At 45.8% G+C, this 25412-nt stretch carries 15 protein-coding genes and 1 pseudogene; 4 read left to right on the top strand and 12 right to left on the bottom strand.

The annotated features are described in order from the left end of the window. Positions 1-27: 27 nt before the first annotated feature. The 3 genes from DYE66_RS00615 to DYE66_RS00625 form a co-directional block, all read right to left on the bottom strand. Positions 28-4434: a PolC-type DNA polymerase III gene (locus DYE66_RS00615; protein ID WP_002998966.1), complete on the bottom strand. Its 4407-nt coding sequence runs from the start codon at positions 4432-4434 to the stop codon at positions 28-30. 262 nt (positions 4435-4696) lie between these two features. Next, complete coding sequence (locus DYE66_RS00620) at positions 4697-5968, bottom strand: DUF975 family protein (protein WP_002998677.1); 1272 nt, start codon at positions 5966-5968, stop codon at positions 4697-4699. 141 nt (positions 5969-6109) lie between these two features. Next, positions 6110-6643 (bottom strand): biotin transporter BioY, encoded by a 534-nt coding sequence (locus tag DYE66_RS00625; RefSeq protein ID WP_002998587.1) that lies wholly within the window; start codon positions 6641-6643, stop codon positions 6110-6112. Between the two features lie 317 nt (positions 6644-6960). Between DYE66_RS00625 and DYE66_RS00630 the strand changes: the two are divergent. Continuing rightward, a pseudogene (locus DYE66_RS00630) lies at positions 6961-7824 on the top strand (IS982 family transposase). Positions 7825-7958: 134 nt separating this feature from the next. Here the strand turns inward: DYE66_RS00630 and tgt are convergent. From tgt to malQ, 5 genes are all read right to left on the bottom strand, one after another. Next, positions 7959-9101 carry a tRNA guanosine(34) transglycosylase Tgt gene (gene tgt / locus DYE66_RS00635; RefSeq protein ID WP_002998856.1) on the bottom strand — a complete coding sequence of 381 codons (1143 nt, stop codon included), beginning with the start codon at positions 9099-9101 and terminating at the stop codon, positions 7959-7961. A 315-nt stretch (positions 9102-9416) separates the two neighbouring features. Continuing rightward, positions 9417-11618, bottom strand: coding sequence for a PTS transporter subunit IIBC (locus DYE66_RS00640; RefSeq protein ID WP_002998598.1), 2202 nt, complete (start codon positions 11616-11618; stop codon positions 9417-9419). A gap of 171 nt (positions 11619-11789) precedes the next feature. After that, positions 11790-12581: an endonuclease/exonuclease/phosphatase family protein gene (locus tag DYE66_RS00645; protein WP_002998978.1), complete on the bottom strand. Its 792-nt coding sequence runs from the start codon at positions 12579-12581 to the stop codon at positions 11790-11792. A gap of 576 nt (positions 12582-13157) precedes the next feature. Beyond that, positions 13158-15419 carry a glycogen/starch/alpha-glucan family phosphorylase gene (gene glgP, locus DYE66_RS00650; RefSeq protein WP_002998707.1) on the bottom strand — a complete coding sequence of 754 codons (2262 nt, stop codon included), beginning with the start codon at positions 15417-15419 and terminating at the stop codon, positions 13158-13160. 4 nt (positions 15420-15423) lie between these two features. Beyond that, positions 15424-16917 carry a 4-alpha-glucanotransferase gene (malQ, locus tag DYE66_RS00655; protein WP_002998774.1) on the bottom strand — a complete coding sequence of 498 codons (1494 nt, stop codon included), beginning with the start codon at positions 16915-16917 and terminating at the stop codon, positions 15424-15426. Between the two features lie 213 nt (positions 16918-17130). Here malQ and DYE66_RS00660 point away from each other — a divergent pair, with 213 nt between their 5' ends. Then, positions 17131-17841, top strand: a complete 711-nt coding sequence (locus tag DYE66_RS00660; RefSeq protein WP_002998990.1) for a UTRA domain-containing protein — start codon at positions 17131-17133, stop codon at positions 17839-17841. Between the two features lie 67 nt (positions 17842-17908). Here DYE66_RS00660 and DYE66_RS00665 read toward each other — a convergent pair whose 3' ends face one another. The 3 genes from DYE66_RS00665 to DYE66_RS00675 form a co-directional block, all read right to left on the bottom strand. After that, on the bottom strand, positions 17909-18427 hold the full coding sequence (locus DYE66_RS00665; protein ID WP_002998601.1) for a thioredoxin domain-containing protein: 519 nt from the start codon (positions 18425-18427) through the stop codon (positions 17909-17911). A gap of 138 nt (positions 18428-18565) precedes the next feature. After that, a complete protein-coding gene (locus DYE66_RS00670) occupies positions 18566-19195 on the bottom strand; it encodes an NAD(P)-dependent oxidoreductase (protein WP_002998635.1) in 630 nt (209 codons plus the stop codon). Between the two features lie 179 nt (positions 19196-19374). Further along, a complete protein-coding gene (locus DYE66_RS00675; protein ID WP_002998662.1) occupies positions 19375-20667 on the bottom strand; it encodes an adenylosuccinate synthase in 1293 nt (430 codons plus the stop codon). 344 nt (positions 20668-21011) lie between these two features. Here DYE66_RS00675 and gshAB point away from each other — a divergent pair, with 344 nt between their 5' ends. Continuing rightward, positions 21012-23267 (top strand): bifunctional glutamate--cysteine ligase GshA/glutathione synthetase GshB, encoded by a 2256-nt coding sequence (gene gshAB, locus DYE66_RS00680; RefSeq protein ID WP_002998618.1) that lies wholly within the window; start codon positions 21012-21014, stop codon positions 23265-23267. Between the two features lie 104 nt (positions 23268-23371). Here the strand turns inward: gshAB and DYE66_RS00685 are convergent, their stop codons facing one another. Then, positions 23372-23716: a DUF6568 family protein gene (locus DYE66_RS00685; RefSeq protein WP_002998723.1), complete on the bottom strand. Its 345-nt coding sequence runs from the start codon at positions 23714-23716 to the stop codon at positions 23372-23374. A 206-nt stretch (positions 23717-23922) separates the two neighbouring features. On the opposite strand from DYE66_RS00685, the gene DYE66_RS00690 reads away from it, so the two are divergent. Then, on the top strand, positions 23923-25107 hold the full coding sequence (locus tag DYE66_RS00690) for an SAM-dependent methyltransferase (RefSeq protein WP_002998613.1): 1185 nt from the start codon (positions 23923-23925) through the stop codon (positions 25105-25107). The last annotated feature ends 305 nt before the right edge of the window (positions 25108-25412 follow it).

Genomic DNA, 25412 nt, shown 5'->3' on the forward strand with positions numbered 1-25412 from the left:
TAGCTCTATTTCAGATAGCTTTTGCTATCAGAAGAAATCGTCGAATAGGCTGAGTTGGTTATCTTCTGGCATATTACCTAGGATACCCATGTCATCCATTTTTTCAACGAGGGTAGCTGAAACGCCTCCGCGTTTGCGCAGTTCTGTCTTGGACAGGAACTCACCGTCCGCCCGGCTGGCAACAATTTGCTTGGCAACATTTTCACCTAGACCATCCATAGCAACGAAAGGAGGGATCAGGGTATCACCTTCGATTTTAAACTCACTGGCCTCACTGTTGTAGAGGTCTAGCTGACCAAATTTGTAGCCCCGCTCCAACATTTCGTTGACAATTTCCAAGGTGGTATATAGATCAATTTCAACGTTGGAAGCTTCGTTGTTCTTGCGTTTGCTGGCAATATCTTCCATACGCGCCTTGACAGCATCTAGGCCTGCACTCATGGTCTTGAGCTCAAAGGCCTTGGCTCGGATAGAGAAGTAGGCACAGTAGTAATAGATAGGGTGGTGAACCTTGAAATAGGCCACGCGCAAGGCCATCATGACATAGGCTGCTGCGTGAGCTTTAGGGAACATGTACTTAATCTTTCCACAGGATTCGATATACCAGTCAGGGACATTATTATCTCGCATAGCCTGAATATAGCCATTGCGTTCTTCCTCGGGAATCTTGAGCCACATGCCCTTACGCACCCGTTCCATAATGATGAAAGCCATCTTGGGTTCTAGACCTGCGTGCATAAGATAGACCATGATGTCATCCCGACAGCCGATAACGGTCTTCAGGGTGGCAATTCCTTCCTTAATCAGGTCCTGAGCATTGCCCAGCCAAACGTCGGTACCATGGGAGAGTCCTGAAAGTTGGAGCAATTCCGCAAAGGTTGTTGGATGGGTTTCATTAACCATGCCACGAACAAAATTGGTCCCAAATTCTGGAATCCCCAGCATACCTGTCGGTGTGCCAATCTGCTCCTCGGTCACGCCCAAAACATCGGTACCCGAGAAGAGCTTCATGACATCAGGATCGTCAGCAGGAATCTGACTAGGGTCAATGCCTGATAGGTCTTGGAGCTTACGAATCATGGTGGGGTCATCATGACCCAGAATATCAAGCTTGAGGACGTTCTCGTCGATATCGTGGAAGTTAAAGTGGGTGGTCTGCCACTCGGCACTGGTATCATCCGCCGGATACTGGACGGGGGTGAAGTCGTAGACATCCATATAATTGGGGATAACAACAATCCCCCCTGGGTGTTGGCCAGTTGTCCGCTTGACCCCAGCAGAGCCCATGGCCAGGCGGTCGACTTCCGCTTCTCGGTAGAACTTATTGTAGTCCCGCTCGTAGCCCTTGACGAAACCGTAGGCTGTCTTTTCAGCAACCGTACCAACGGTTCCCGCCCGAAAGGCGTATTCCTCACCGAAGATGTCACGAACATCCAAGTGGGCTGAGGGCTGATCATCTCCAGAGAAGTTGAGGTCAATATCGGGAACCTTATCCCCGTCAAAACCAAGGAAGGTTTCAAAGGGAATATCGTGACCGTCCTTGGTCAACTTGTGGCCACAGTTAGGACAATCCTTGTCTGGCAAGTCAAATCCTGACCCGACCGAACCATCGGCGATAAATTCCGAATACTGACATTCAGGACAGACATAGTGGGGAGGCATAGGATTTACTTCAGTAATCCCAATCATGGTGGCTACGAAGCTAGAGCCAACGGAACCCCGTGACCCTACCAGATAACCCCGCTTATTGGAGCGGTCAACCAGCATCTGGGAGGCCAGATAAATCACGGCGAAGCCATTTCCCAAGATAGATGTCAGCTCCTTTTCAATCCGGCGGTCAATAATATCCGGCAGGGGATTGCCATAGATTTCAAAGGCTCTGGCATAGGTCTTCTCAGCGACCGTTTCTTCGGCCTTGTCAATATAAGGGGTGTAGAGGTCGGTCTTGACCACTTCCACTTCTTCAAATTGCTCCGCAAATTTTTGTGTATTGGTCACAACGATTTCATAGGCCAAATCTTCCCCCAAGAAGGCAAAGTCATCCAGCATTTCATTGGTGGTGCGGAAATGGGCATCAGGCAGAGGAGCTGGCTGGGCACCCTCGCCCCGACCAATAGGTCGGTTGATAAGGGCACCGGGACCCAGACTGCGAACAATAATTTCCCGATAGAGCTGGTCTTCGGGCTCCAGGTAATGGACATCGCCTGTCGCTAGGACTGGCTTATTGAGTCTCCGCCCAACCTCAATCAGGTCTTTGATAACCTGCTCAATCCCCTCTTCATTTTTAATCAATTCACGGGCAATCAAGGGACGATAGATAGCTGGTGGCATGACCTCAATAAAATCGTAGTACTTGGCTACCTCTAGGGCCTTATCAAGGCCATGAGAGAGGACCGCATCAAAGACTTCGCCTTCAGAACAGGCTGAGCCCAAAAGCAGGCCTTCTCGGTACTGATCCAAGACCGTCCTTGGAATCCGAGCCACGCCTTCAAAGTATTTGACATTGGAGAGGCTGACCAGCTTGAAAATATTTTTGAGACCAGTCTGATTTTGCACATAGATGGTGGCATGCTTGACCCGAGCCTTCTTGTAAGAATCCTCAGAAACCAGCTTGGTATTGAGGTCGGCAAGATCAGTAATGCCACGATTTTCCCTAGCCTCCTTGATAAAGATGAAGAGGAGGCGACCCGTTGCCTCAGCATCGTAGTTGGCCATGTGGTGGTGGTCCAAGGCGACTTGGAAGCGCTTAGTCAAAGGGCCCAGGCCATGCCGCTTGTACTCAGGATAGAGGTTGCGGGCAAATTCCAGGGTATCAATGACTGGTTGGCTAATGAGGGGCAGGTCGTGCCGTTCATAGTTGGCATTCATAAAGCCCACATCAAAGGTAGCATTGTGGGCAACCAGAACCGTATCCTGACAAAATTCTTGGAATTCCTCAAGAACCTGCAAGAGGGGCTTGGCATCTTTGAGGTGGTTGTCAGTAATCCCCGTCAGATCCGTCGTGAACTGGCTCAAAGGATGACCAGGGTTGATAAACTCATCAAACTGGTCAATGATATTGCCCTTGTGCATCTTAGAAGCCGCAATCTGAATTAGAGAATTATTGACAGCTGACAGCCCCGTTGTTTCCACGTCAAAGACAACATAGGTGGCCTCGTGGAGGTCCATAGGGACTTCATTATAGGTGATAGGCACCCTGTCCTCAACGATATTGGCCTCCAGACCAAAGATGGCCTTGATACCAGCCTTCTTAGCTCGATGGTAGCCGTGGGGAAAGCTCTGGACATTGGCGTGGTCCGTGATGGCGATGGCTGGATGGCCCCAGCTGGCCGCCTTATCAATCAGCTCTTCAACCGTTGGCAGGGCATCCATGGTAGACATATTGGTATGGGCGTGAAATTCAACCCGCTTTTGCCCTTCAGGCATGAGGTCTTTTCGCGCCTTGTGGACGATTTCCTTGACGTCCTGAACATTCATGGTCAAAGTCTTGGTCCATTGATTATTTTCAATATTCCCGCGTACTCGGAGCCAGGCTCCTTTAGCAATCATGTCGTACTTTTTAAGGTCATTATCGTCCTTGGCCCACTTCTGCATGGCAAAGGAAGAAGTATAGTCGGTCATCTTAAAGCTGATGATGTGGCGACCCGTTCTTGTTGTCCGCCGCTCAACATCGAAAACCATGCCTTCAAAGACGATTCGGTTTTCCTCGGTCTCAATGTCAACCATGGGCGTGATTTCTGCCTTTTCAAAGCCGGCTTGTCGCTTGGCGGCTCGCTCCTTGTAGTCAAACTTGGGGGCAGGAGCTGACTCTTCTTGAGCAGGCATGGAAGCTTCCAAGGAAGCGACAGCCTGAGCATTCTCTTCTTGGGCTTGTTCAATTTTCTTATCACGACCGCTCTCAAAGGATTGCCTTGCCTCCTGGGTCATGCCTTCATCTGCTTCAATGGCAAAGGCGACCTGACCAAAGCCAAATTGGGCAAATTGTTGCTCCAGCTTGGGAAGGTGGTTTTGCCGAAAATGGTCATTATCCAAAAAAGCTGGGGCATGGATGAGCATTTGCTCCTTGGCCTGGTCGTAGGAGACATTTAAATGAGAGAAGGTCGAGCGAAAACTGGCGCTAGAGCAGAGAGCGTGATTAAAGCTCTCTGCATAGTAGGCCTGAAGCAGGTCAGAATCAGAAAAATCGATGGTCTGGGCCTCAATCGTAAATGTCGCCTTGATGTCTGCCTCCTTAAAACTTGAAACCAGACGATAAGCTAGCTCTTGGTAGAGCTTGATGGGCAGAATTTGCTCAAAACTGAAATGAAAGTCCCAATGCCGACTGAGGGCATGGACCTTAACCTCTTTGATGTCAGCAGATGAAAAGGCCTGAGACTGTCTCATCTCAAGCGGCATTTCAATCTGTTCCATCAATTTTTTAAATAGTTCTGACATAACTGACTCCTATTTTTCTTGAAGATTGACCTAGACTGGACTTGAACTGATTTTGGAGATTAAATCGCTTCCTTCAAAAATCAGCCAAAACCAAGCAGGCTTAGGTCAATCAGTCCTTTAATTATAGCATAAGCAAGCTGATAATTCCTTAGACGAGACCAAAGCAAAAGACTGGAAAACACTTCCAGCCTTACCTGTTTTTGTCATTAGATAGAGCAACTAGGCCTACTTTAAAGCAAGCCACCTAGCCTAGGGAAGTATCTTAGCGACGTTTCTTCCCTTTTTTCTTTTTGGATTTAGACTTTGGTTTCTTAGAGCTGGAATGGTTGCTCTTAGTCCCCTTAGTTTCTGGTTTTTTAGCAGTCTCTTTGGTTTTTTCAGCCTCAGACTCCTTCGTCTTGTCTGCCGGCTGGTCAACTTTTTGAGACACCTTTTTGGCCCTGGACTTAGCCTTTGTAGATTCTTTTGCTGACTTATCGGTCGTCTTAGTGTCAGAAGATTTCTTTGCGACATCCTTGGCCTTAGCTGTCTTCTTAGCCTTTTTCTTAGGATTCTTAGCTTCTTTTTCCTCACGCTCTTGACGTTTCTGGGCTACCTTTTCCCGACGCTTATCTTCGCGTTCTTGCTTAGCCTTAAGCTTCTTGGCCATCTTTTCATCGTGGGCCTTCTTCTTATCAGCCTTGCGTTCAGCAATTCGGTCGTTGTAATCCGCCATAGCCTCGTCAGCCTCGACCTTGGCATGGGCCAATTTATCTTCTAGCTCAGCTATTTCTTTAGGCTGCTCTTGAGCCAAGAGGTCTTGATAAAAAGCAGCCTGGGTTGTGGCTTGATAAACAACTAAGATATACAAGCCCAGCATATAGAGTATTAGACAAAGACTTGCCCAGCCATTCTGATGGTTAAGCAAGAGAGCGACTGCTCCCCCACAAAGAGCAAGGGGGATTAAGGCCCAGCCCAAGAAACTTAGGCAAAGGAGGAAATAATCCTTCTTGTGGCCTTCCATCATCAGCTTACTCTTTGTAATGGCAGAGGTCGTTGTAATCCCCTTGTCTGCCTCCATATCATCCTTGAGAATAAAAAGCCCTTGCGAATAAGCCATAGCTTTCATGAACCCTGGTACAATCAAGAGAATTGTCCAAAGGAGGCTATAGATGACGGTCATAAGGACGACACCAAAAATACTGTCAAAGCGCTGTTCCTTAAAGGCGTAGGTCGCAGCCTCCCTAAAGGATTGCTTGCGTCCCCGAATCAATTCAAGGTAGGCGTAGGTCGCACCTGTACCAATCCCGATTGAAGCAAAGAAGGTAAATAGGACCAGCATTAAAAAGGCCATGACAATAAAAATCAGAACAATATTTGACGAGACTGTAAAGTCCGCTGTCGCTGCCTTCCAGACTAAGTCAATAACGCCCAGTAGAATACCAAAAACTAGGCTAAGGGCTAGGGTTGGTACCAAGAGGACACCAACAGCCCAAGGCCAATTCCCACGCAAGGCTGTTTTGGCTTGCTCTTTGAGTTCTTTTCTTGTTTTCACACTATGCTCCTTTATCGCATTTCTTGTCAAAAAATTATGAATACTACTATTTTATTACGCTTGGCAAGCCTTGTCAATGCAAAAAAGAGGCACCGAAGTACTCTGGTCCCCTCAAGTCCCTCTTGAAGGGCTCTTCTATCCCTAATTTTTTTCTGAAATTTTATGAAAACGACCGTAAATAAGACTGGCCAGCAAGACCTTGAGGCTATCTCCTGGAATAAAAGCTAGACTACTAGAGACGACTGCTGCAAAGAGGGGCATACCACTATAAACCGCTAAATATAGGCCACCAAGCAGGTCAACAAAGAGGACCCCTGCCAACCAGATAATAGCAAAGACCTTGAGGGGTGTCTTTTTTTGCAAGCCAGACAATCCCCAATCTATCAAAAGTGGGACAAAGAGCCAGGCCCAGACATAGCCCGCCGTAGGCCCAATGAAGACCTTTATCGTTGTAGAAAAGCCTGAAAAGGCAGGGATGACTAGACCAACCAGAAAGAGAAGAAGCACGGAGAGACTGCCTTTTTTTCCACCTAAAAGACAGCCAGCCAGCATAACACCTAAATTTTGCAGGACAATGGGGACTGGGATAAAGCCCAGCGGAATAGCTGGAATATAGCTGAGAACCACCAAGAGGGTGGTAATCATGGCTACAGCAACGATATCTTTGGTTTTCATGTTTCCCTCCTCGCTTAGTCATTGGAATGACTTTAAAGCGTCAGTTATAGCCTTCAATCTCAATTTCAGCAACTCTTTGACTGTCAATAGGAAGGCCAATCCGAGTTCTTATACTCTTCAAAAATCAAAACTATCCATCGTTAACTCACTTTCCCTATTTCCAACCTCAAAAGGTCTCCCAGACCTTTTGAGCTACCTACAGTTCGTTGCCTTGGCCATTTTTGATTTTTATTACCCGTGGTGCTAGTTAAAAAGTTACGAAAAAAGCCCAATTGGACTATACTGTAAGTGCAAAAATCAAACAGGAGGTTGTCCAAATGAGCCACTTACAGTATACCGCTAATTGTCATCACTTACAATATAAGGTGAAGCAATTGTCCAAAATTTGTCATTGGTTCTATCAAAACTATTGTCCAGAAGCTATTAAGCACCGACATAATGTCAAATTAGCTCATGTCTCCGATGAGTCCCTCTTAACCTTACTTGTCCTACAAGCAGAACTGGGAATTAAGTCACAACATCACTTTTACCAGATGTGTCATCTATTTTGCTTGGAAAAGAGACTCAAAAGAAGTCGCTTCAATCGTCGATCCCAAAATCTGATTTGGCTCATTCAGTTGATTCGACAAGGCCTGAACCAACAAATACCAGCAGATTCCATTGTCATTATTGATAGCTTTCCCTTGCCTCTTTGTCAACCCGTTCGCAATCATAGGGTCAAAATACTCAATGGGTTAGCGGATATTGGCTACAATGCTTCCAAGCAGATGTGGTTTTATGGCTTTAAAGTTCACATGTTAGTGACTTTATCGGGCTATATTTTGAACTATGTTGTCACGCCAGCCTCTGTTCATGATATCAGAGCTGTTGATGAATTACTTGAAAACTGTAGGCAACCGTTTATTCTAGGAGATTTAGGTTACCTTAGTCAGTCCCTTAAAGAGGAACTAAACAAGAGGGGCTATCACTTATGGACACCTTGGCGACAAAATATGCAGGGTTCAACTGAACACAACAACTGGAAGTTACTAGCCATGCGTAGAACCATTGAGACACGCTTTTCCGAGCTCTGTAGTTTGTTTGGAATCGAGCATACATGAGCCAGAGGTCTAGCTGGGATTCAGCTAATGCTAGAACAAATTATACTAACCTATAATCTGAGCTATTTTATTGTGAACTAGCACCACGGGTTTTTATTGAGTATTAGAAGCCCTTTTTTCCTATCCTAGCAGACTAGGAGTTTCTTGTCAACCTCTTTATCATTACAGGTTGACAAAAACCCAAAATAAAACTCCTCTTTTCGAGGAGCCTGTATTTAGAAATTGCGGCTATTTTTACCATAGCCATAGCGCTCAAGGAAATCTTGGCGGAATTCTAGAAGATTGTCATCCAAGATGGCCTGACGGACCTTATTCATAAGATTAACCAAGAAATAGAGATTATGGTAGCTGGTCAAGCGTAGGCCAAAAGTTTCATCCGCCTTGAGCAAGTGACGGATATAGGCCCGGCTATAGTTACGGCAGGTGTAACAATCACAAACTGGATCCAGAGGACCAAAGTCCCTAGCGAAAGCAGCATTCTTGACCACTAGACGACCTTGACTGGTCATGCAGGTGCCATTTCTAGCAATCCGAGTTGGCAAGACACAATCGAACATATCAATCCCCCGAATAACGCCATCAATCAAACTATCGGGAGCACCGACCCCCATGAGGTAGCGAGGCTTATTCTCTGGTAGAAGCGGGGTGGTGAAGTCCAGAACCGCATTCATTTCCTCATGACTCTCACCGACAGCCAGGCCACCGATGGAATAGCCAGGAAAGTCCATGCTGACCAAGTCAGCAGCTGATTGACGACGGAGATCTTCATAGCCAGCTCCCTGAACAATACCAAAGAGCCCCTGGTCCTGGGGACGACGGTGGGCCTTGAGACCCCGTTCAGCCCAGCGACTGGTCCGTTCAATGGACTTTTTAACATAGTCATAAGGTTGATAGAACTGAGGACATTCATCGAAGGACATCATGATGTCGGAGCCCAGATTGTTCTGAATGGAGATAGCTTTCTCTGGCGAGAGGAACATCTTGGCACCATTGAGGTGGTTCTTAAAGGTTACTCCTTCTTCGGTGATATTGCGACTGTCGGCCAAGGAATAGACCTGGAAGCCCCCACTATCAGTCAGGATGGCCTGATCCCAATTCATGAACTTGTGAAGACCACCAGCCTCAGCTACTAGATCATCACCTGGTCGCAACCAGAGATGGTAGGTATTGGCTAAAATAATTCCAGAACCCATTTCCTTGAGTTCCTCGGGTGACTGGGTTTTAACGGTTGCCTGGGTTCCGACTGGCATAAACATGGGCGTTGAAAAGGTCCCGTGGGGGGTGATAATCTCACCCAGCCGGGCTCCTGTGTGTTTTTCTTTTTTAATCAGACGATACTTAATCGGAACATCCGTCATTGATTTTCTCCTCGTAAGCCCTCTTGTCAGGGCGATTTCAGCCCTACTATTCTATCAAAATCTGAAAAGGATGTCACTTGGCCAAGCTAAGAACTGGCTTGGGCATTCCTTATAAAGCTTTCTAACTTTTTGGATTTCAGTCATCTACTAACTCGTTTGGGAATATAGTTAGGTAAAATCAAGCTTATTATTTTCCGTACATACTCCCCTAATTTTTTTGCATCAAAAGAGGTTGGGCGAACCCAACCTCTTTAACATTCTTTCCTATTTCGTCTTTGAGGTCAACTATTCTAGTTGGCTTCGTGAGACTTTTCCTTAGATTTCAACCTTGGCAGCTAAAGTCTTAGCTGGCTGTTTACCAGTATTTTCTAGGGTAACAGACTTAACTTCAGCAGCATTGGTGAAGACAACGATGATAGATTTTTCCTTACCAGCCGCATCCAGGGCATCCAAGTCAACCACAGCTAGGAGGTCACCGGCTTCAACGCGTTGACCATCGGTCACCTTAGGTGAGAATGGAATGCCGTTGAGGCTAACGGTATCAATACCAATATGAACCAAGACTTCCAAACCTTCGTCAGTCAGGAGACCGTAAGCGTGTTTGGTAGGGAAGACGCTGGTCACAACACCAGCAACTGGTGAGTAAACATTGCCATCGCTTGGGTTGACAGCGAAACCATCTCCCATCATCTTACCAGAGAAGACAGGATCATTCACTTGGTCGATTGGGATAATTTCCCCATCAGCAACAGAGAGCACATTTTCTGTGATGCCCTTGAAGGTATTTTCAGGGGCAGCGACTTCTTCTTTCTTAGAGAAATCAACAACAGGGATACAAGCACCTGAGTCCAGCAGGTCTTGAATATCGGATTTCAGACCATCTGCCTTAGGACCGTAAACAGCTTGAACACCGTGGCCTTTGACAACCAGGCCAAGGGCACCAGCCTTCTTCCAGTCATTTTCGCCGCCAACCAGTTCGGCATCCTTAACGGTGACACGCAGACGGGTCATGCAGGCATCAACATCATCAATGTTGTCTTGACCACCAAGAAGGTTGATGATTTGTACGATTTGAGAGTCAACAGAGGTATTAGCATCGCCGTTGTTGGCATGGATAGCTTCGTCAACTTCTTCACTATCGTAGTTACCATTACGTCCAGCGGTAGCAAGATTCATCTTTTGAATCATGAAGTTGGCAATGAAGTAGGTAATTAAACCAAAGAGAATCGTTACCCAAACAAAGTTGATGACATCAATACCCAAACCAGCTCGAATAGCCATTGGGGTACGAGTCAAGAGTTCGATATTACCGAAGGAGTGAACACGCAGGTGAACAATATCAGCCATTGCGAAGGCACAACCTTGGATGATAGCGTAAACGACATAAAGTGGAACAGCTGCGAACATGAACATGTATTCAAGTGGTTCTGTAACCCCTGTTAGGAAGGTTGCAGCCGCTGCTGAGATGAACATTGATTTGTATTTTTTCTTCTTGTCAGGGTCAACATTACGGTACATAGCAACAGTCATACCCATCAAGATACCAGAAGAACCAATCATTTGACCAACCTTGAAACGAGCTGGAGTCCAGTGTTGCAAGGTGTATTGGTAAGTGTGATGGTATTTACTTGGGTCACCCGCTTTAAGGTGAATCAAGTCAGTTACCCAGGCTAACCAGAGTGGGTCTTGTCCCAACATAGCTTTACCGGCTTGGGCACCTGTTTGGATAAAGTAGGTACCACCAAGTTGGGTGTAGTTCATTGGGATGGTCAACATGTGGTGAAGACCAAATGGCAAGAGCAGACGTTCCAAGGTACCATAGAGGAATGGTGCCAGGATTGGTGCTGTATTTTGTGAGTTGGCCAACCATTGACCAAAGCCGTTAATAGCAGATTGAACCAGTGGCCAGAAGATAGCCATAATCAAACCAACAATCGTAGAACGCAAAATAACAACGAATGGTACGAAACGTTTACCATTAAAGAAGGTCAAGATATCTGGCAATTTACGGTAGTTATAGTATTTGTTGTAGGCAGTCGCACCAACGAAACCAGCGATAATACCAACGAATACCCCCATGTTAAGGGCTGGTTGGTTGAGGACATTGACAAAGTAGTCCGCAACCCGCATGGTTCCACCGAAAATATTGTGAACCACAGCCTTGCTGGTCGCATCGTTAACATCTGCTACTTGAACCCCGTAGAAGTTACCAGTAATCAGGTTAATCAAGATGAAGGAAATACCTGCGGCGAAAGCACCACCAGCTTTTTCCTTAGCCCAGCTACCACCGATAGCCAGGGCAAAGAGCAAGTGAAGGTTGTTCAGAAAGCCCCAACCAAGTTGGGCAATCAAGTTAGTGATTTGCACCCAAGTTGTGTTTGTAGGGGCAATCAAGGCAAGTGAGTTACCGATAGAAATCATCAAACCTGCAGCAGGCATGACAGCGATAACCACCATCAAACATTTCCCGAATTTTTGCCAAAATTCGAAGCTAGCTAAGCTTTTAAGGTTTTTCATTTAAAGCTACTCCTTTATATATAAGATACCAAGCCCGTAAGAGGCCAAGTAAAAATAGACAATCGATAGAAAATCCTGATTTTCTAGGAGATTGGTCTTTTTTACACAGCCTCTAGGGCGGGTTCAGTTACAAAATTTATTTTCCAAGCTTTCCGCCCGTATTCACTTAGATTAGAGCGACAGGGCCACTTCCAAGCCAAAGTGGTCAGAAACGACTTCCTGATTTTGGCCGTTGAAGATGACCCGACTGGATTTCACCGGAAGCTCACGGTTGACAAAGACATAGTCCAAACGTTTGTCTTGACTCTGGCCCTTCCAACCATCGATGGACTTACAAACCGTCACACCAGAATCCTTTTCCTGAGCCATCTGATAAGTATCTAGGAGGCCCTGATCCAAAATCGTCTGGTAGGCCTGAGGATTGCCTAGGGCATCTGTGTTGAAGTCACCCATGAAAATCTTGAGCCCCTCAAAATCAGTATGCCCCACTAATCGCTGCAGATTATCAACCTGACTTTCTGTTTGACTAGTCGGCAGATTCATGTGGCAGGAATAAACTTCCAGAGCCTGTCCTTGAACATCCACCTTGAGGCGGACAATCTTCCGAGAATCAATGGTGTGAATATCCTGACTCTTGGACGTGTAGAAGCCTTCAGATTCAAGGACTGGATAGCGACTCAAGAGAGCCAAACCCTCATCATAGATGTCATAGCCAATATGCGAGGTCGACCAATGATAAGAATAATCGTTCACCCCTCGCTGCTTGAGCAGTTCCAAGAGGACTTGTCCATAATTATCTTTTCTAATCTCTCCATCAACTATCGGAGCTGCAATCGTCTGATTGACCTCTTGCAGGGCAATGAGATCATAATCTTTGGCTGCGATGGTGTCCGCCAGATACTCAAGCTTCTGCTCTTGATGGTCTTCCATCCAAGCGTGAACATTCAAGCTTAGTAAATTCATCTCCAGTCTCCTTTCCAAAGTTAACCATTTCAAATTGAAATCGCTCTCTTTAGCATGCTTTAATTATACTGTAAACGTTTTCGAGTGTCAATAGGTTTTACGGAATTCTTTTCACTATTTTGGTTTTTTTCCGAAATCAAATAAAAACTCTTTAAAAAAAAGTATGGTCATGTTCATTTGAAATCAAAATTGATAGTTTTGATACTTTCGTTTAAAAGTGCGGACGCAAGCAAACTCCTGATGGAGTTTCATTGCTATTTTTTGAGCCTCGGTCTCAAAAAATCCGTTCTTAGCAACAACTGTGTTTGTTGCTAAGAATTCCACTTTGGCGAAAGTATCACGCTATCCCTGTATTATTATTTAAAAACTGGTGCTTTTTTGGCAAACTAAGACCACGCAAAATTTATAGGCTGAATGGTTTGAAATTCAAAGAAAGCTAGAAGCCTTGTCTACCACCAGCTTAGCTGGTGGTTTTCTTGTTTTTCCTTACAGGAAAAACCGGCTTGAAGTCATAAAAAAGCTAGAAGCTTAAACTTCTAGCTTGATTGATTCACTCCCCCGAGCTCTTATCGATGATTAGTGGCTGTGCCAGATGTCCTCATTGTACTGAGCGATGGTTCGGTCAGATGAGAAGAAGCCAGCCTTGGCAATGTTATTGATGACCTTGCGGTTCCAAGCCGCTTGGTCTTGGTAGTCCGTCAACATTTGTTCCTTGGTAGCAATGTAGTCCTTGAGGTCAATCAGGGTCATGAACCAGTCTTTAGCAATCAGTTCATTGTGTAGGCGACTGAGGCGTTCCTCATTACCAACAGCCTTGAGCTCAGGACTAACAATGAAGTCCACGGCTTCCTTGATGTCTTGGTCGCCATCATAGTGGTCCTTAGCAACATAGCCACCCTTGGCATAGAGGTCAATGATGGTGTCAGAATCCTTACCAAAGCTGTAGATATTGTCCTTACCAGCTAACTCGGCAATTTCGACATTAGCACCGTCCATGGTTCCCAAGGTCAGGGCACCATTGAGCATGAACTTCATGTTACCAGTTCCTGAAGCTTCCTTAGAAGCAAGGGAAATTTGCTCGGAAATATCGGTCGCTGGAATCAGGTGTTCCGCTACGGTGACATTGTAGTTTTCTACCAAGAAGACATTGAGATAAGGGCTAACCTCAGGGTCATTGTTAATCAACTCAGACAGGCTGAGGATGAGGTGGATAACATCCTGAGCAATGACATAGGCAGGCGCTGCCTTACCACCAAAGATAACTGTGATTTTCTTTTCTGGTAGCTTGCCACGCTTGATTTCCAGATACTTGTGAATAACATATAGGGCGTTCATTTGTTGACGCTTGTACTCGTGGAAACGTTTAATTTGGGTGTCAATGATCGAATTTTCATCCAAGTCAATGCCCTTGTTTTCCTTAAGGTAGCGTTTGAGGGCCAATTTATTGTTGAATTTAATCTCAGCCAAGCGTTTTTGGACAGCTGGGTCATCAGCGAAGGCCAAGAGTTTTTCCAACTTAGTGGCATCAGTCAGATAGCTGTCACCAATGATTTCCTTGAGGTAGGCTGCCAAATCTTGGTTAGCAAATTCCAACCAGCGACGGAAGGTAATCCCATTGGTTTTGTTGTTGAATTTCTCTGGGTAAAGCTCATAGAAATCCTTGAGCTCACTGTTCTTGAGGATTTCCGTGTGCAGGGCAGCCACCCCATTAACACTAGTTGAAAAATGGATGTCCATGTGGGCCATATGAACCCGCTTGTCTCCATCAATGATTTGCACAGCTGGGTTAGCATATTTCTCACGAATGAGGGCAGCCAATTTTTCGATGATGACAACCAAGTGAGGGACAACTTCATTGAGGTAGTCCAGAGGCCATTTTTCCAAGGCTTCGGCCAAAATGGTATGGTTGGTATAGCCCACCATCTTAGAAACCACAGCAACCGCTTCTTCAAAGTCGAAACCATGCTTTTCAGTCAAGAGACGGATAAGCTCAGGAATGACCATAGAAGGGTGGGTATCATTGATTTGCACATAGGCATAATCCGCCAAGTCATGGAGATTAGAACCACGTTCCAAGGCTTCATCAATCAAGAGTTGAGCGGCATTGGAAACCATGAAGTATTGTTGGTAAATCCGCAAAAGTTCCCCAGTCTTATCAGAATCATCTGGATAGAGGAAGAGGGTCAGGTTCTTTTGAATTTGGGTCTTGTCAAAGGTGATCCCATCTTTAATCAAACCGTAGTCCAAGCCGTCAATGTCAAAGAGATTGAGGTAGTTCTTGGTGTCTTTGTGGTAGCCGAGAACGTCAATCCGGTCTAGACGTGACTTGAGGGTGAAATCCTTGAAAGGCACGTCATAACTGATGTCGGTTGGTACCAGCCAAGAATCATCTTCGATCCAGTAGTTGGCCTCAGCTTCTTGTTGATTGTTGCGGAAGACTTGTTTGAAGAGACCACAGTGGTAGTTAAGGCCGACACCTTCCCCATTGATACCCAGAGTTGAGATGGAGTCAATAAAACATGAAGCCAAACGGCCCAGACCACCATTTCCTAGTGATGGTTCCAGTTCTTCATCTTCAATTTGGGCAATGTCCTTGCCAGCTGCTGCCAGTTCATCCTTGGTCGTCTTGTAGATACCTAGGTTAATCAGGTTGTTAGAGAGCAGTTTCCCAATCAAGAACTCTGCTGAAATGTAGTAAACCTTGCGTTTACCAGTATTTTTAGCAAGACCTTGAGCTTTTTCCTTAACGTAGTCCATGAGGCCCAAATAAATGGTCTTGTTGTCCAAATCTGCTAACTTAGTTCCTTTTTTATCTTCTATATACTGTGTAAAACTCATTTTCTTATCCTCTGTGATAGGTTTTCGTGATTGCTTTTAAAAATTCCTTCTTATCATCGGTCAATTGGTCAGCCGTCATCCGCCACTGCCAGTTGGTTCCAACGGTATTTGGCGTATTCATCCGACTGGAGGCTGGTAAATCTAGAACATCCTGCATGGTAGCGATGGCAACATCACTAACGGATGCATAGAGGGTTCTTAGTAAAGCCTGACTGACCGATTCACCTGCCGCACGATGGGTGTAGGTATCGGTGTAAGTTCTTGCTTCCTGACTCAAGCCTTGATACCAGCCCCGCACCACTTCATTATCATGGGTGCCTGTATAGGCCACCGAATGACTGGTGTAGAAGTGAGGTAGGTCTAGATTGAGTGGATCTGGTCCTTGGAGACCAAATTCCAAAATCTTCATACCAGGGAAGGCCGTATCCGCCAAGAGCTTTTCAGCCTTCTCATCAATATAACCAAGGTTTTCAGCGATAATTGGTAGGTCACCCAGAGCCTTTTTAATAGCTGCAAAGAGGTCATAGCCAGGGCCTGGCTGCCAGGTGCCATATTTAGCGGTATCATGGCTGGCATCAACCTGCCAAAAATCAGAGAAACCTTTGAAGTGGTCAATCCGAATGACATCGTAGAGCTTGAGGGCTTCTTGCATGCGGTAAATCCACCAAGCATAGCCAGACTTCTTGTGGGCCTTCCAATCGTAGATTGGGTTGCCCCAGTACTGACCTTCATCGCTGAATTCGTCGGCAGGGACACCTGCGACATAGAGTGGTTTGCGATTTTTATCGGCCTTAAAGAGCTGGGGCTGGGTCCACATTTCCACACTATCAGCAGAGACATAGATCGGCATGTCGCCAATGATTTCGATGCCTGCCTTATTGGCATAGGCCTTAAGGGCCCGCCATTGCTGGAAGAAGAAGAATTGGGTCACCTTGTGGTAGGCGATGACATCAACTAATTTCTTGCGAAGCTTCTCTAAAGTCGCCTTGTCACGCTGGATGGCTTTCTTATCGTCCCACTCTTGGAGGGCCTTGAGGTTGAAGTGTTCCTTGAAGGCCATGAAGTCTGCATAATTAGCCAACCAAGATTGGTTATCAGCTTCAAATTTGGCTAGGGCTGCTTGGGCATTTTTATCAAGTAAGAAAGCCTTGACTGCCTTTTCCAAGAGGGGGCGACGAACATCAAAGAGATGACCGTAATTAACACTAGCTGGGTTATCCCCAAAGTCAACCGCTTCAAGGTCTGCTGCCTTCAGCCAACCATCTTCTACCAAGAGATCCAAATCAATTAAATTTGTATTTCCTGCCACGGCCGAGAATGATTGGTAAGGTGAATCGCCATAGCTGGTCGTTGTTAGAGGCAGAATCTGCCAATAGGTCTGCTTGGTCTCGACCAAGAAATCCACAAAATCGAAGGCTGCCTGGCCAAAGGAGCCAATACCTCTGTCACCAGCCAAGGATGTGATGTGCATCAAGACACCACTCTTACGTTTTCCCATATAATGTCCTCCATTATTCTGAGCCAGCCTCCCAAGGCCAGGCTCAGTGAGTTTGCTTATCATTTTTACAGCCTTAATTATAGTGGAAACGATTTCCTTTGTCAATAGTTTTACGTAATTCTTTTTGGTTTTTTTATGAATGATACGTATAAAACTGGCTTAAAGTAAGAATTTATGGTAGAATTATCCTATAAAACTAAAGGAAAATACGATATGATGAGCAAGTATAAGCAGGTCTACGAGGACATCAAAAAGCAAATTGAGGAAGGCAAACTCCAAGCCAACCAAGAGTTGCCAACTGAAAATGAACTGATGGAGGTCTATGGTTACTCCAAGGATACCATCCGCAAGGCCCTCTCGCTTCTGGAGTTGGACGGCTATATCCAAAAGATGCGGGGGCGCAATTCTATTGTCATGGAGCATGGACGCACCAAAAATAACTACCTTTCCGAGATCAAGACTTCCAATGAGCTCAATCGAGATGAACACTTGGACATCAAGACCCAGCTTGACAATCTCTATATCATCCAGGGTGAGCAAGAAATTATGGACATTTTCAAGGTGGATGATAGTGTTGACTTCTACCGGGTTGGCCGCAGTCGGGTCATTGGTGGCGAGCGCATCGAATTCGAGCTCTCCTACTTTGATCGTCGAGTGGTACCCTACCTCAATAAGGAAATCGCTGAAAACTCTATCTATCAGTATCTAGAAAATCAATTGGGCTTGAAGATTACCCATTCCCGCCGTGAAATTTCCTTCCGCTATGCCACCCAGGAGGAAAAGGACAATATGGATTTGGGTAATTTCAATATGGTGGCTGTCGTCACTAGCCTAACCTACCTCTCCAATGGTCAACTCTTCCAATATGGCACCATCAGCTACCGCCCTGACAAGTTCACCTTTGTCACCATGGCTAAGCGGTAAGGAGAAAAGAAACTTGCGATAACTAAAAAATCCCCAGCTTCAAGGTGAGGATTTTTTGTGTACAGAACTAAAGAGACTGGACGGCGGTCAGGGCCTGTTCAAGACCCTCTAGACTATCCTGGCCTGTGCGCATATTATAGTAGCGACCGTCTTTTTCCAAAATCAGTGTTGGAAAGGATTGGACACCCAAGGCACGAGCCTTGATGAAATCTGGATGGTTGCTGGCATTAGTCTGGGCATGGACCAAGGCCTGGCTCAGTTGTTCCCCATCGTGTCCGTATTGGTTGACTAACTCGCGGTAAAGTTCAGGATTCCCTAGGTCTCTACCGTCCAGATAGAAGGCCTTCTGCAAGTCCTGAGCCAGAGGTAGCCACTTATCTTGAGGAAGTTGGTCTCGCAGGAGGGCATAGCCCAAGGCCGAATCCAGGGAACGGGGAACAAAGCTTCCCTCTTCCAAGAGTTTTTGGTAGGCCGGGCCAAATTCCACACCGTAAAGCTGGCTAATTTGCTGGTTGGCCTGATTCATTCCAGGAAAGGCAGCTAGGGGAGCTCCTTGATTAAAGAGACCGCCTGAAATGACTTCCAATTCTAATTCTGGATGCTTTTTAACAAAGGGGACCAGGAGACTGTCAAAACCATAACACCAGCACAGTAGGCATCCCAGATGTAGATTAATTTCATGATTTTCCTTTCAAGGGGCACTGCCCTCTCACTTCCTAAACAATTATTTACGAATGAGGCTGATGCGCTCTTGCATATGGTCCCCAGATTCCAAGACATCTACTAGAGCCCTGGCATAATCAGCATAGCTGATGACACTTTCATTTTGGTCATTGACAAAGAATTCTTCTCCACCAAGAAGATAGGCACCTGTCGCTGGAGCATCCGCTTGGAAATCAGCAGCCGGACTAATGAAGGTCCAGTTGACATCACTACGCTTGCGCAATTCGGCTAATTCATCTGCCTGAGCCTTAGCCAAAGGTCGGAAGGCTTCTGGAAAATCAGGGGTTTGCCAGAGTTGTAAGTCGTGGTCTGGTGTCATATAGAGGCTACCTGCCCCACCAACAATGATCAAACGGGTCTGACTGCCAGACAAAAGGTCTGCCAGGTGTTGGGAAGTCTTGGTATGAAGTGAGAGGGTTTCTGGGGTGAAAGCACCGAAACCATCGACCACAGCATCAAATCCAGCTAGGTCTTCCTTGGTCATGGCCATAATATCCTTTTGAATAAAGTTTTCTGCTTTGGAACGGTTTTGACTGCGGGAAAAGCCCACAATTTCGTGGCCACGCTTAAGGGCTTCTTCAATCACTAATTGGGAAACCTTCCCGTTTGCTGCGACAACTGCAATTTTCATATGATCCTCCTTGTCAGCTTGGAGATTATCTCCGCTGAACGTGTTACTATTTCTCTTACAGTTGTCATTTTAAAAGTTTTAGGTAGGACTGTCAATTTTTTTGTCTTAGCAGTAAGTGTCCATAAAATTAAGCACAGAAAAAAGCCCTTAGAAATCACGTCTAAGGACCTTCTTTAATTTTAAATATTAGCCCAAACGCTATCGAGGATATTGGTTTGGTCGCGGTCTGGTCCGACCGAGAAGGTTGAGATGCGGACACCAACTAGCTCACCAACTCGGCGAACATAATTGCGGGCAGCCTCTGGCAGTTCATCCAAGCTACGACAACCGGTGATGTCTTCTTGCCAGCCTGGCAGCTCTTCATAGATTGGCTTGCAGCGCTTGAGCTGTTCCAAGCTAGCTGGATAGTGGTCAATGCGTTTGCCATCTAAATCATAGGCGACACAAATTTTAATGGTTGGCAGGCCTGAGAGAACATCAATAGAATTGAGGGAGAGATTGGTAATCCCTGAAACCCGACGGCTGTGGCGCATGACTACCGAGTCAAACCAACCGACACGGCGGGGACGACCCGTTGTCGTTCCATACTCATGACCAACTTCACGGATACGATCCCCCGTCTCATCATTGAGTTCCGTTGGGAATGGTCCATCGCCAACCCGACTGGTATAGGCCTTGCAGACCCCGACAACCTTATTAATCTTACTTGGGCCGACGCCAGAACCGATTGTTACCCCACCAGCAACTGGATTGGAGGAGGTTACAAAAGGATAGGTTCCTTGGTCAATGTCCAACATAACCCCTTGGGCCCCTTCAAAGAGGACCCGCTTGCCGGCATCCAGAGCATCATTAAGGATGACCGAGGTATCGGTCACATAATCCTTGATGGCTTGGCCGTACTGATAGTATTCCTCAAAAATATCATCGAAGCTTAGGGGCTGACATTCGTACATCTTTTCAAAAAGGCGATTCTTTTCAGCCAGATTGGCCCTCAGGCGTTGGGCAAAGATGTCCTTGTCCAAGAGGTCAGCAATCCGAATGCCAACACGGGCCGCCTTGTCCATATAGGCAGGGCCGATACCCTTATTGGTCGTACCGATTTTATTGTCGCCCTTGGCTGCTTCTTGAAGCTGGTCCAATTTAATATGATAGGGGAGAATGACATGAGCCCGATCAGAAATTCGCAGGCTGTCGGTGGCCACGCCTTCCTTGTGCAGATAATCCAGCTCAGTCACCAAGGACTTAGGATTGATGACAACGCCATTACCAATCACAGAAATTTTCTCTGGGAAAAAGATACCTGAAGGAATCAGGTGGAGCTTGAACTTCTTACCATCAATAACGATGGTATGGCCAGCATTGTCACCACCCTGATAACGGGCAATCACTTCAGCATCTTGGCTCAAAAAGTCTGTAATTTTACCTTTACCTTCGTCTCCCCACTGGGTTCCAACGACTACTACTGATGTCATATCATTACTTTGGAAGGGCTGAAATAGCGCCCTTCCACCTTTCTAGAAAATAGACGATAGGACTCTCACCTATCAGCTTTCTACAACATCTTATTATAGGAAATTTCTGACTTTTTTTCAAGATTTGACCAATAAAATCGGCTAAAGATGAAGGAATGGTTTTATTCTGCTTCATTTTATAGGTAAATTCCGAACGTTTTTAAAATTCTAGTATTTTCTCTTTTATCATAAGGAAAAATTATGACCAATTTATAGCCAAAGTTTGAAAGTCAAGGTTTTTCGTTGTATAGTGGAGATAAGATTGACTTTTTTTCTGATAAGTCACTGCAAGTAAAGGAGATTTTATGACCGTCGACCAGCTCTTACAAGATAGCCCCACCAGCCTGCCAATTCTTCAGGGGACTTTTGGTCTCGAACACGAAAGTTTGCGGATTGATCGCCAGACTAACCGTTTATCCCAAAAACCCCATCCCGAAAAACTGGGCTCCCGCAATTTCCATCCTTATATCCAGACCGACTACAGCGAGCCTCAGATTGAACTGATTACGCCTATTGCTAGTTCAACCAAAGAAGCCCGACGTTTTCTAACTGGGATTGCCGATGTTGCCGGTCGTAGCTTAAACAAGGAGGACTACCTTTGGCCCCTGTCCATGCCACCCCAGGTCTCAGAAGAAGAGATTGTCATTGCCCAACTGGAGGACGACTTCGAGCGTCGCTATCGTCAGCATCTGGCTAAGGTCTATGGCAAGCGCCTGCAGACCATCTCAGGCATCCATTATAATTTTGGTCTGGGAGAGGAGCTACTGACCCAGCTCTTCCAGCAAAGTGACTATGAAGACTTAGCTGCCTTTAAAAATGACCTCTATCTTAAGTTAGCCCAAAACTTTATCAAATACCGCTGGCTTCTAACCTACCTCTACGGGGCTACTCCTCTTGCTGAAAAAGGATTTTTTGACCAAGAATTGGACGGTCCCCTTCGCTCTATTCGCAACAGCTCTCTAGGCTATGTCAATCATGATTCTGTCAAAGTGTCCTACAGCAGCTTGGAGCAGTACATCACCGATATTGAGGCCTGTGTGGCCGATGGTCGTCTCATTGCCGAAAAAGAATTCTACTCCCCAGTTCGCCTGCGGGGAGCTAAACGGAGTCGGGATTATCTTAGCCAAGGCATCACCTACTTAGAATTTCGTTGCTTTGACATTGACCCCTTTGACCAACAGGGCATCGCCCAGGAGACCTTGGACACGGTTCACCTTCTGGCCCTTGCTCTGCTCTGGTTGGATGATCCCCAAGTCGTTAACCAAGAGTTGCAAAGTGCTGAGGAACTTAATGAGCAAGTTGCTAGAGCCCATCCTTTGGCTAAACTACCAGGGGAGGCCGATAGTTCATCAATCATCTCAGCTATGCGAGAGCTGATTAGGCACTTCCAAGTCCCTAGCTACTATAGTCAGTTGGTTGATAAGCTGGAGAAACAGCTGGCTGACCCCAGCTTGACTATTGGTGGGCGTCTAATCAAGGAAATCAAGGATGGATCGCTGGAAGTCTTTGGCCATCAGCAGGGAAAAGCCTTTAGTGACTTGGCCTGGCAGGCTTCTTATGCCCTCAAGGGCTTTGAAGGCATGGAGCTCTCGACCCAGCTGATTATGTTTGATGTCATCCAAAAGGGCATCAACTTGGAAATCTTAGATGAGTCCGACCAATTCTTGAAGCTCTCGGTGGGTGACCATATCGAATATGTCAAAGATGGTAATATGACAGCCAAGGATAATTTTATCGTTCCCCTGGCTATGGAAAATAAAACCGTCACCAAGAAAATCTTGCAAAAGGCCGGCTTCCCTGTCCCTGCAGGGGCTGAATTTAACCAGCTGGAAGAAGCCCTGAGCGCCTACCCTAACTTTGCCACCAAGGCCATTGTCATCAAACCCAAGTCCACTAATTTTGGACTAGGTATTTCCATTTTCAAGGAAGGGGCCAGTCGGGTAGACTACCAAAAGGCTCTGGAGCTGGCCTTTGCTGAGGATGAGAGTGTTTTGATTGAGGAATTTATCCCAGGGACTGAGTATCGTTTCTTCGTCCTGGATGGCGAGACCCTGGGAGTGGTCGAGCGTCAGGCGGCTAATGTTGTTGGCGATGGCAAGTCTACCATTTCCCAACTGGTTGCGCAAAAAAATGCCAGCCCTCTGCGAGGAACTGGCCACCGCTCTCCCCTAGAAAAAATTCAGTTAGGAGAGATTGAACGACTGATGCTGGACCAGCAGGGCTACGGTTTAGACTCTATTCCTGACAAGGATGTTCGTGTCAATCTGAGAGAAAATTCCAATATCTCAACTGGTGGAGATTCCATTGACATGACCGAAGAGATGCACCCTTCTTACTTGGAACTGGCGGCTCAGATGACCAAGGCCATGGGAGCCTGGGTCTGCGGGGTGGACTTAATTATCCCAGACTACAGCCTGCCTTACACTAAGGAGGCTAGGAATGCCACCTGTATTGAGCTCAACTTTAACCCCCTCATGTATATGCACACCTATTGTGCCAAGGGACCTGGTCAAGTCATCACCACCAAGGTCGTTGAAAAGCTCTTTCCAGAAGTAAACTAAAAGACAAAAGGCCCATTAGCCAATTGAACCGCTAATGAGCCTTTTCGTATGCTTCATTGGGATTAAAAATTTACTTTTTTAGCCCAATCGTCCAGAGTATGCACTTAAGCAATAAAATCTTTAATATCTTCAGGATCTAAGGAAGAATCGCAGACTACCTTGACGGAACCGTTTTGAGCGACTAGGAGGCCTGGGACGGTTGCGATACCGTAGCGCTTACGCAAGGCATTGATGTCATCGATCTGGCTCATATCCTCGCTGTGAAGATAGGCAACCTTAGCTCCTGTATCTTCAACAACTTGGGCCAACTTAGGCGCAAAACGACGGCAGAAAGGGCAGGTTGGCCGACCGACAAAGAGAATGAATTTTTCCTTAGAATCAATCCGCTCTCTAGCCTCTTGAGCAGTAATTTCTTCAAAGGCTTGGACAGCTTCAGCAAAATTTGACATGGCAGTACCTCACTTTTACTTTTTTACTATCATAGACCAATTGGAGGAAGGATGCAAATTTTGGGGAGGAAAGTCTACTTAAGCAGGAGCTCCAAAAATGAATTGGACAGATTGCTTGTTTCTGTCCAAAGCCCAATTCAATCATTTACCATCGAATTTTAAGAGGACTATAATGGAGCTATCATGATTAGGAGGTTATTGCTCTCATGATGGATAATTTAATTGTAAAACAACTCATAAAAAACTCGTTTGATATTCCCTTGCAGGTCACCTACCCCAACGGTAAGACTGAGGTTTATAACGGCGACAATCCCCGGGTTAAAATAAAATTTAATAAGAAGATTTCTGTCGCTGACCTTTCCAAAAATGCTTCCATTGTTTTAGGAGAAGCGGTCATGGATGGTGATATCGAAATTGAAGGTTCGATTCAAGAGCTGATTGTCTCGGCCTATCGGGCTTCTGATAGTTTTCTTAAAAACAGTAAGTTTACCCGCTTCTTGCCCAAGCAATCCCACACTAAGGAGGACAGTAAGTCAGATGTTCAAAGCCACTACGATATTGGTAATGACTTCTACCGCCTTTGGTTGGATAAGACAGCAACCTATTCTTGTGCCTACTTTGAGCACGATGATGACAGCCTTGAAGAGGCGCAGAACAATAAGATTCACCACATCATCAAGAAACTCAATCCTCAGCCTGGAAAGACTCTCTTAGATATTGGTTGCGGTTGGGGGACCCTCATGCTGACGGCCTGTGAGGAATACGGATTGAATGTTGCGGGAATTACCCTCAGTGAAGAACAGGCCAACTTCGTGAACCAAAAGATTAAGGAAAAAGGCTTGAAAGGTCGGGCCAAGGTTATTCTTAAGGATTACCGCGATATTAAAGAGGGTCCCTACGACTACATCACTAGTGTCGGTATGTTTGAGCATGTGGGGAAAGAAAATCTGGGCCAATATTTTGAAACCGTCTTTAACTACCTCAAGGATGATGGCCTTGCCCTGATTCACGGGATTTCTGGTCAAGCGGGAGGCAATCACGGCAATGGCTATAATGGTTGGATTAATAAGTATATCTTCCCTGGTGGCTATATCCCCCGTCTAACTGAAAATTTAGACTACATTTCTGATGCTGGTCTGCAAGTTGCTGATATAGAGTTTCTACGGCGCCACTATCAAAAGACCCTGGAAATCTGGACGGAAAACTTCCACAAGGCCTTGCCTGAAGTCCGTAAACTCCATGACGAACGCTTCATTCGTATGTGGGACCTCTACCTGCAAGCCTGTGCTGGCTCCTTTGAAGCGGGTAATATTGATGTGGTTCAATACCTTCTTTCCAAAGGTGAAACTAAGTCAACCATGCCCATGACCAGAAACTATATGTACAAATAGACCATAAAAAATGAGCCTAGGATTGAATCCTAAGCTCGTTTTTATTCTGAATTTTTGGGGTTCCTACCTTGTGTCTCATCGACGTAGCGACCAGACCCAAATTTTCTACAGAAGTTTTCGTAGTCACTCTAAAAAGAAATTATAGAGTGACTTTGTCCGTGATATCTTAGTTGATTAAGCGTGTTAATGCTAAGGGAATCTGCTCAATTGCGATGTTAATATTGGTTGGTCGATGATACCAACCAATATTAGGGCACCTCTAAAAACCCCAAACTTTTAAATTAAAGTGTTGATTTAGCAACAAT

This window comes from Streptococcus downei MFe28, assembly GCF_900459175.1.
In the GTDB taxonomy this organism is placed as follows: Bacteria; Bacillota; Bacilli; order Lactobacillales; family Streptococcaceae; genus Streptococcus; species Streptococcus downei.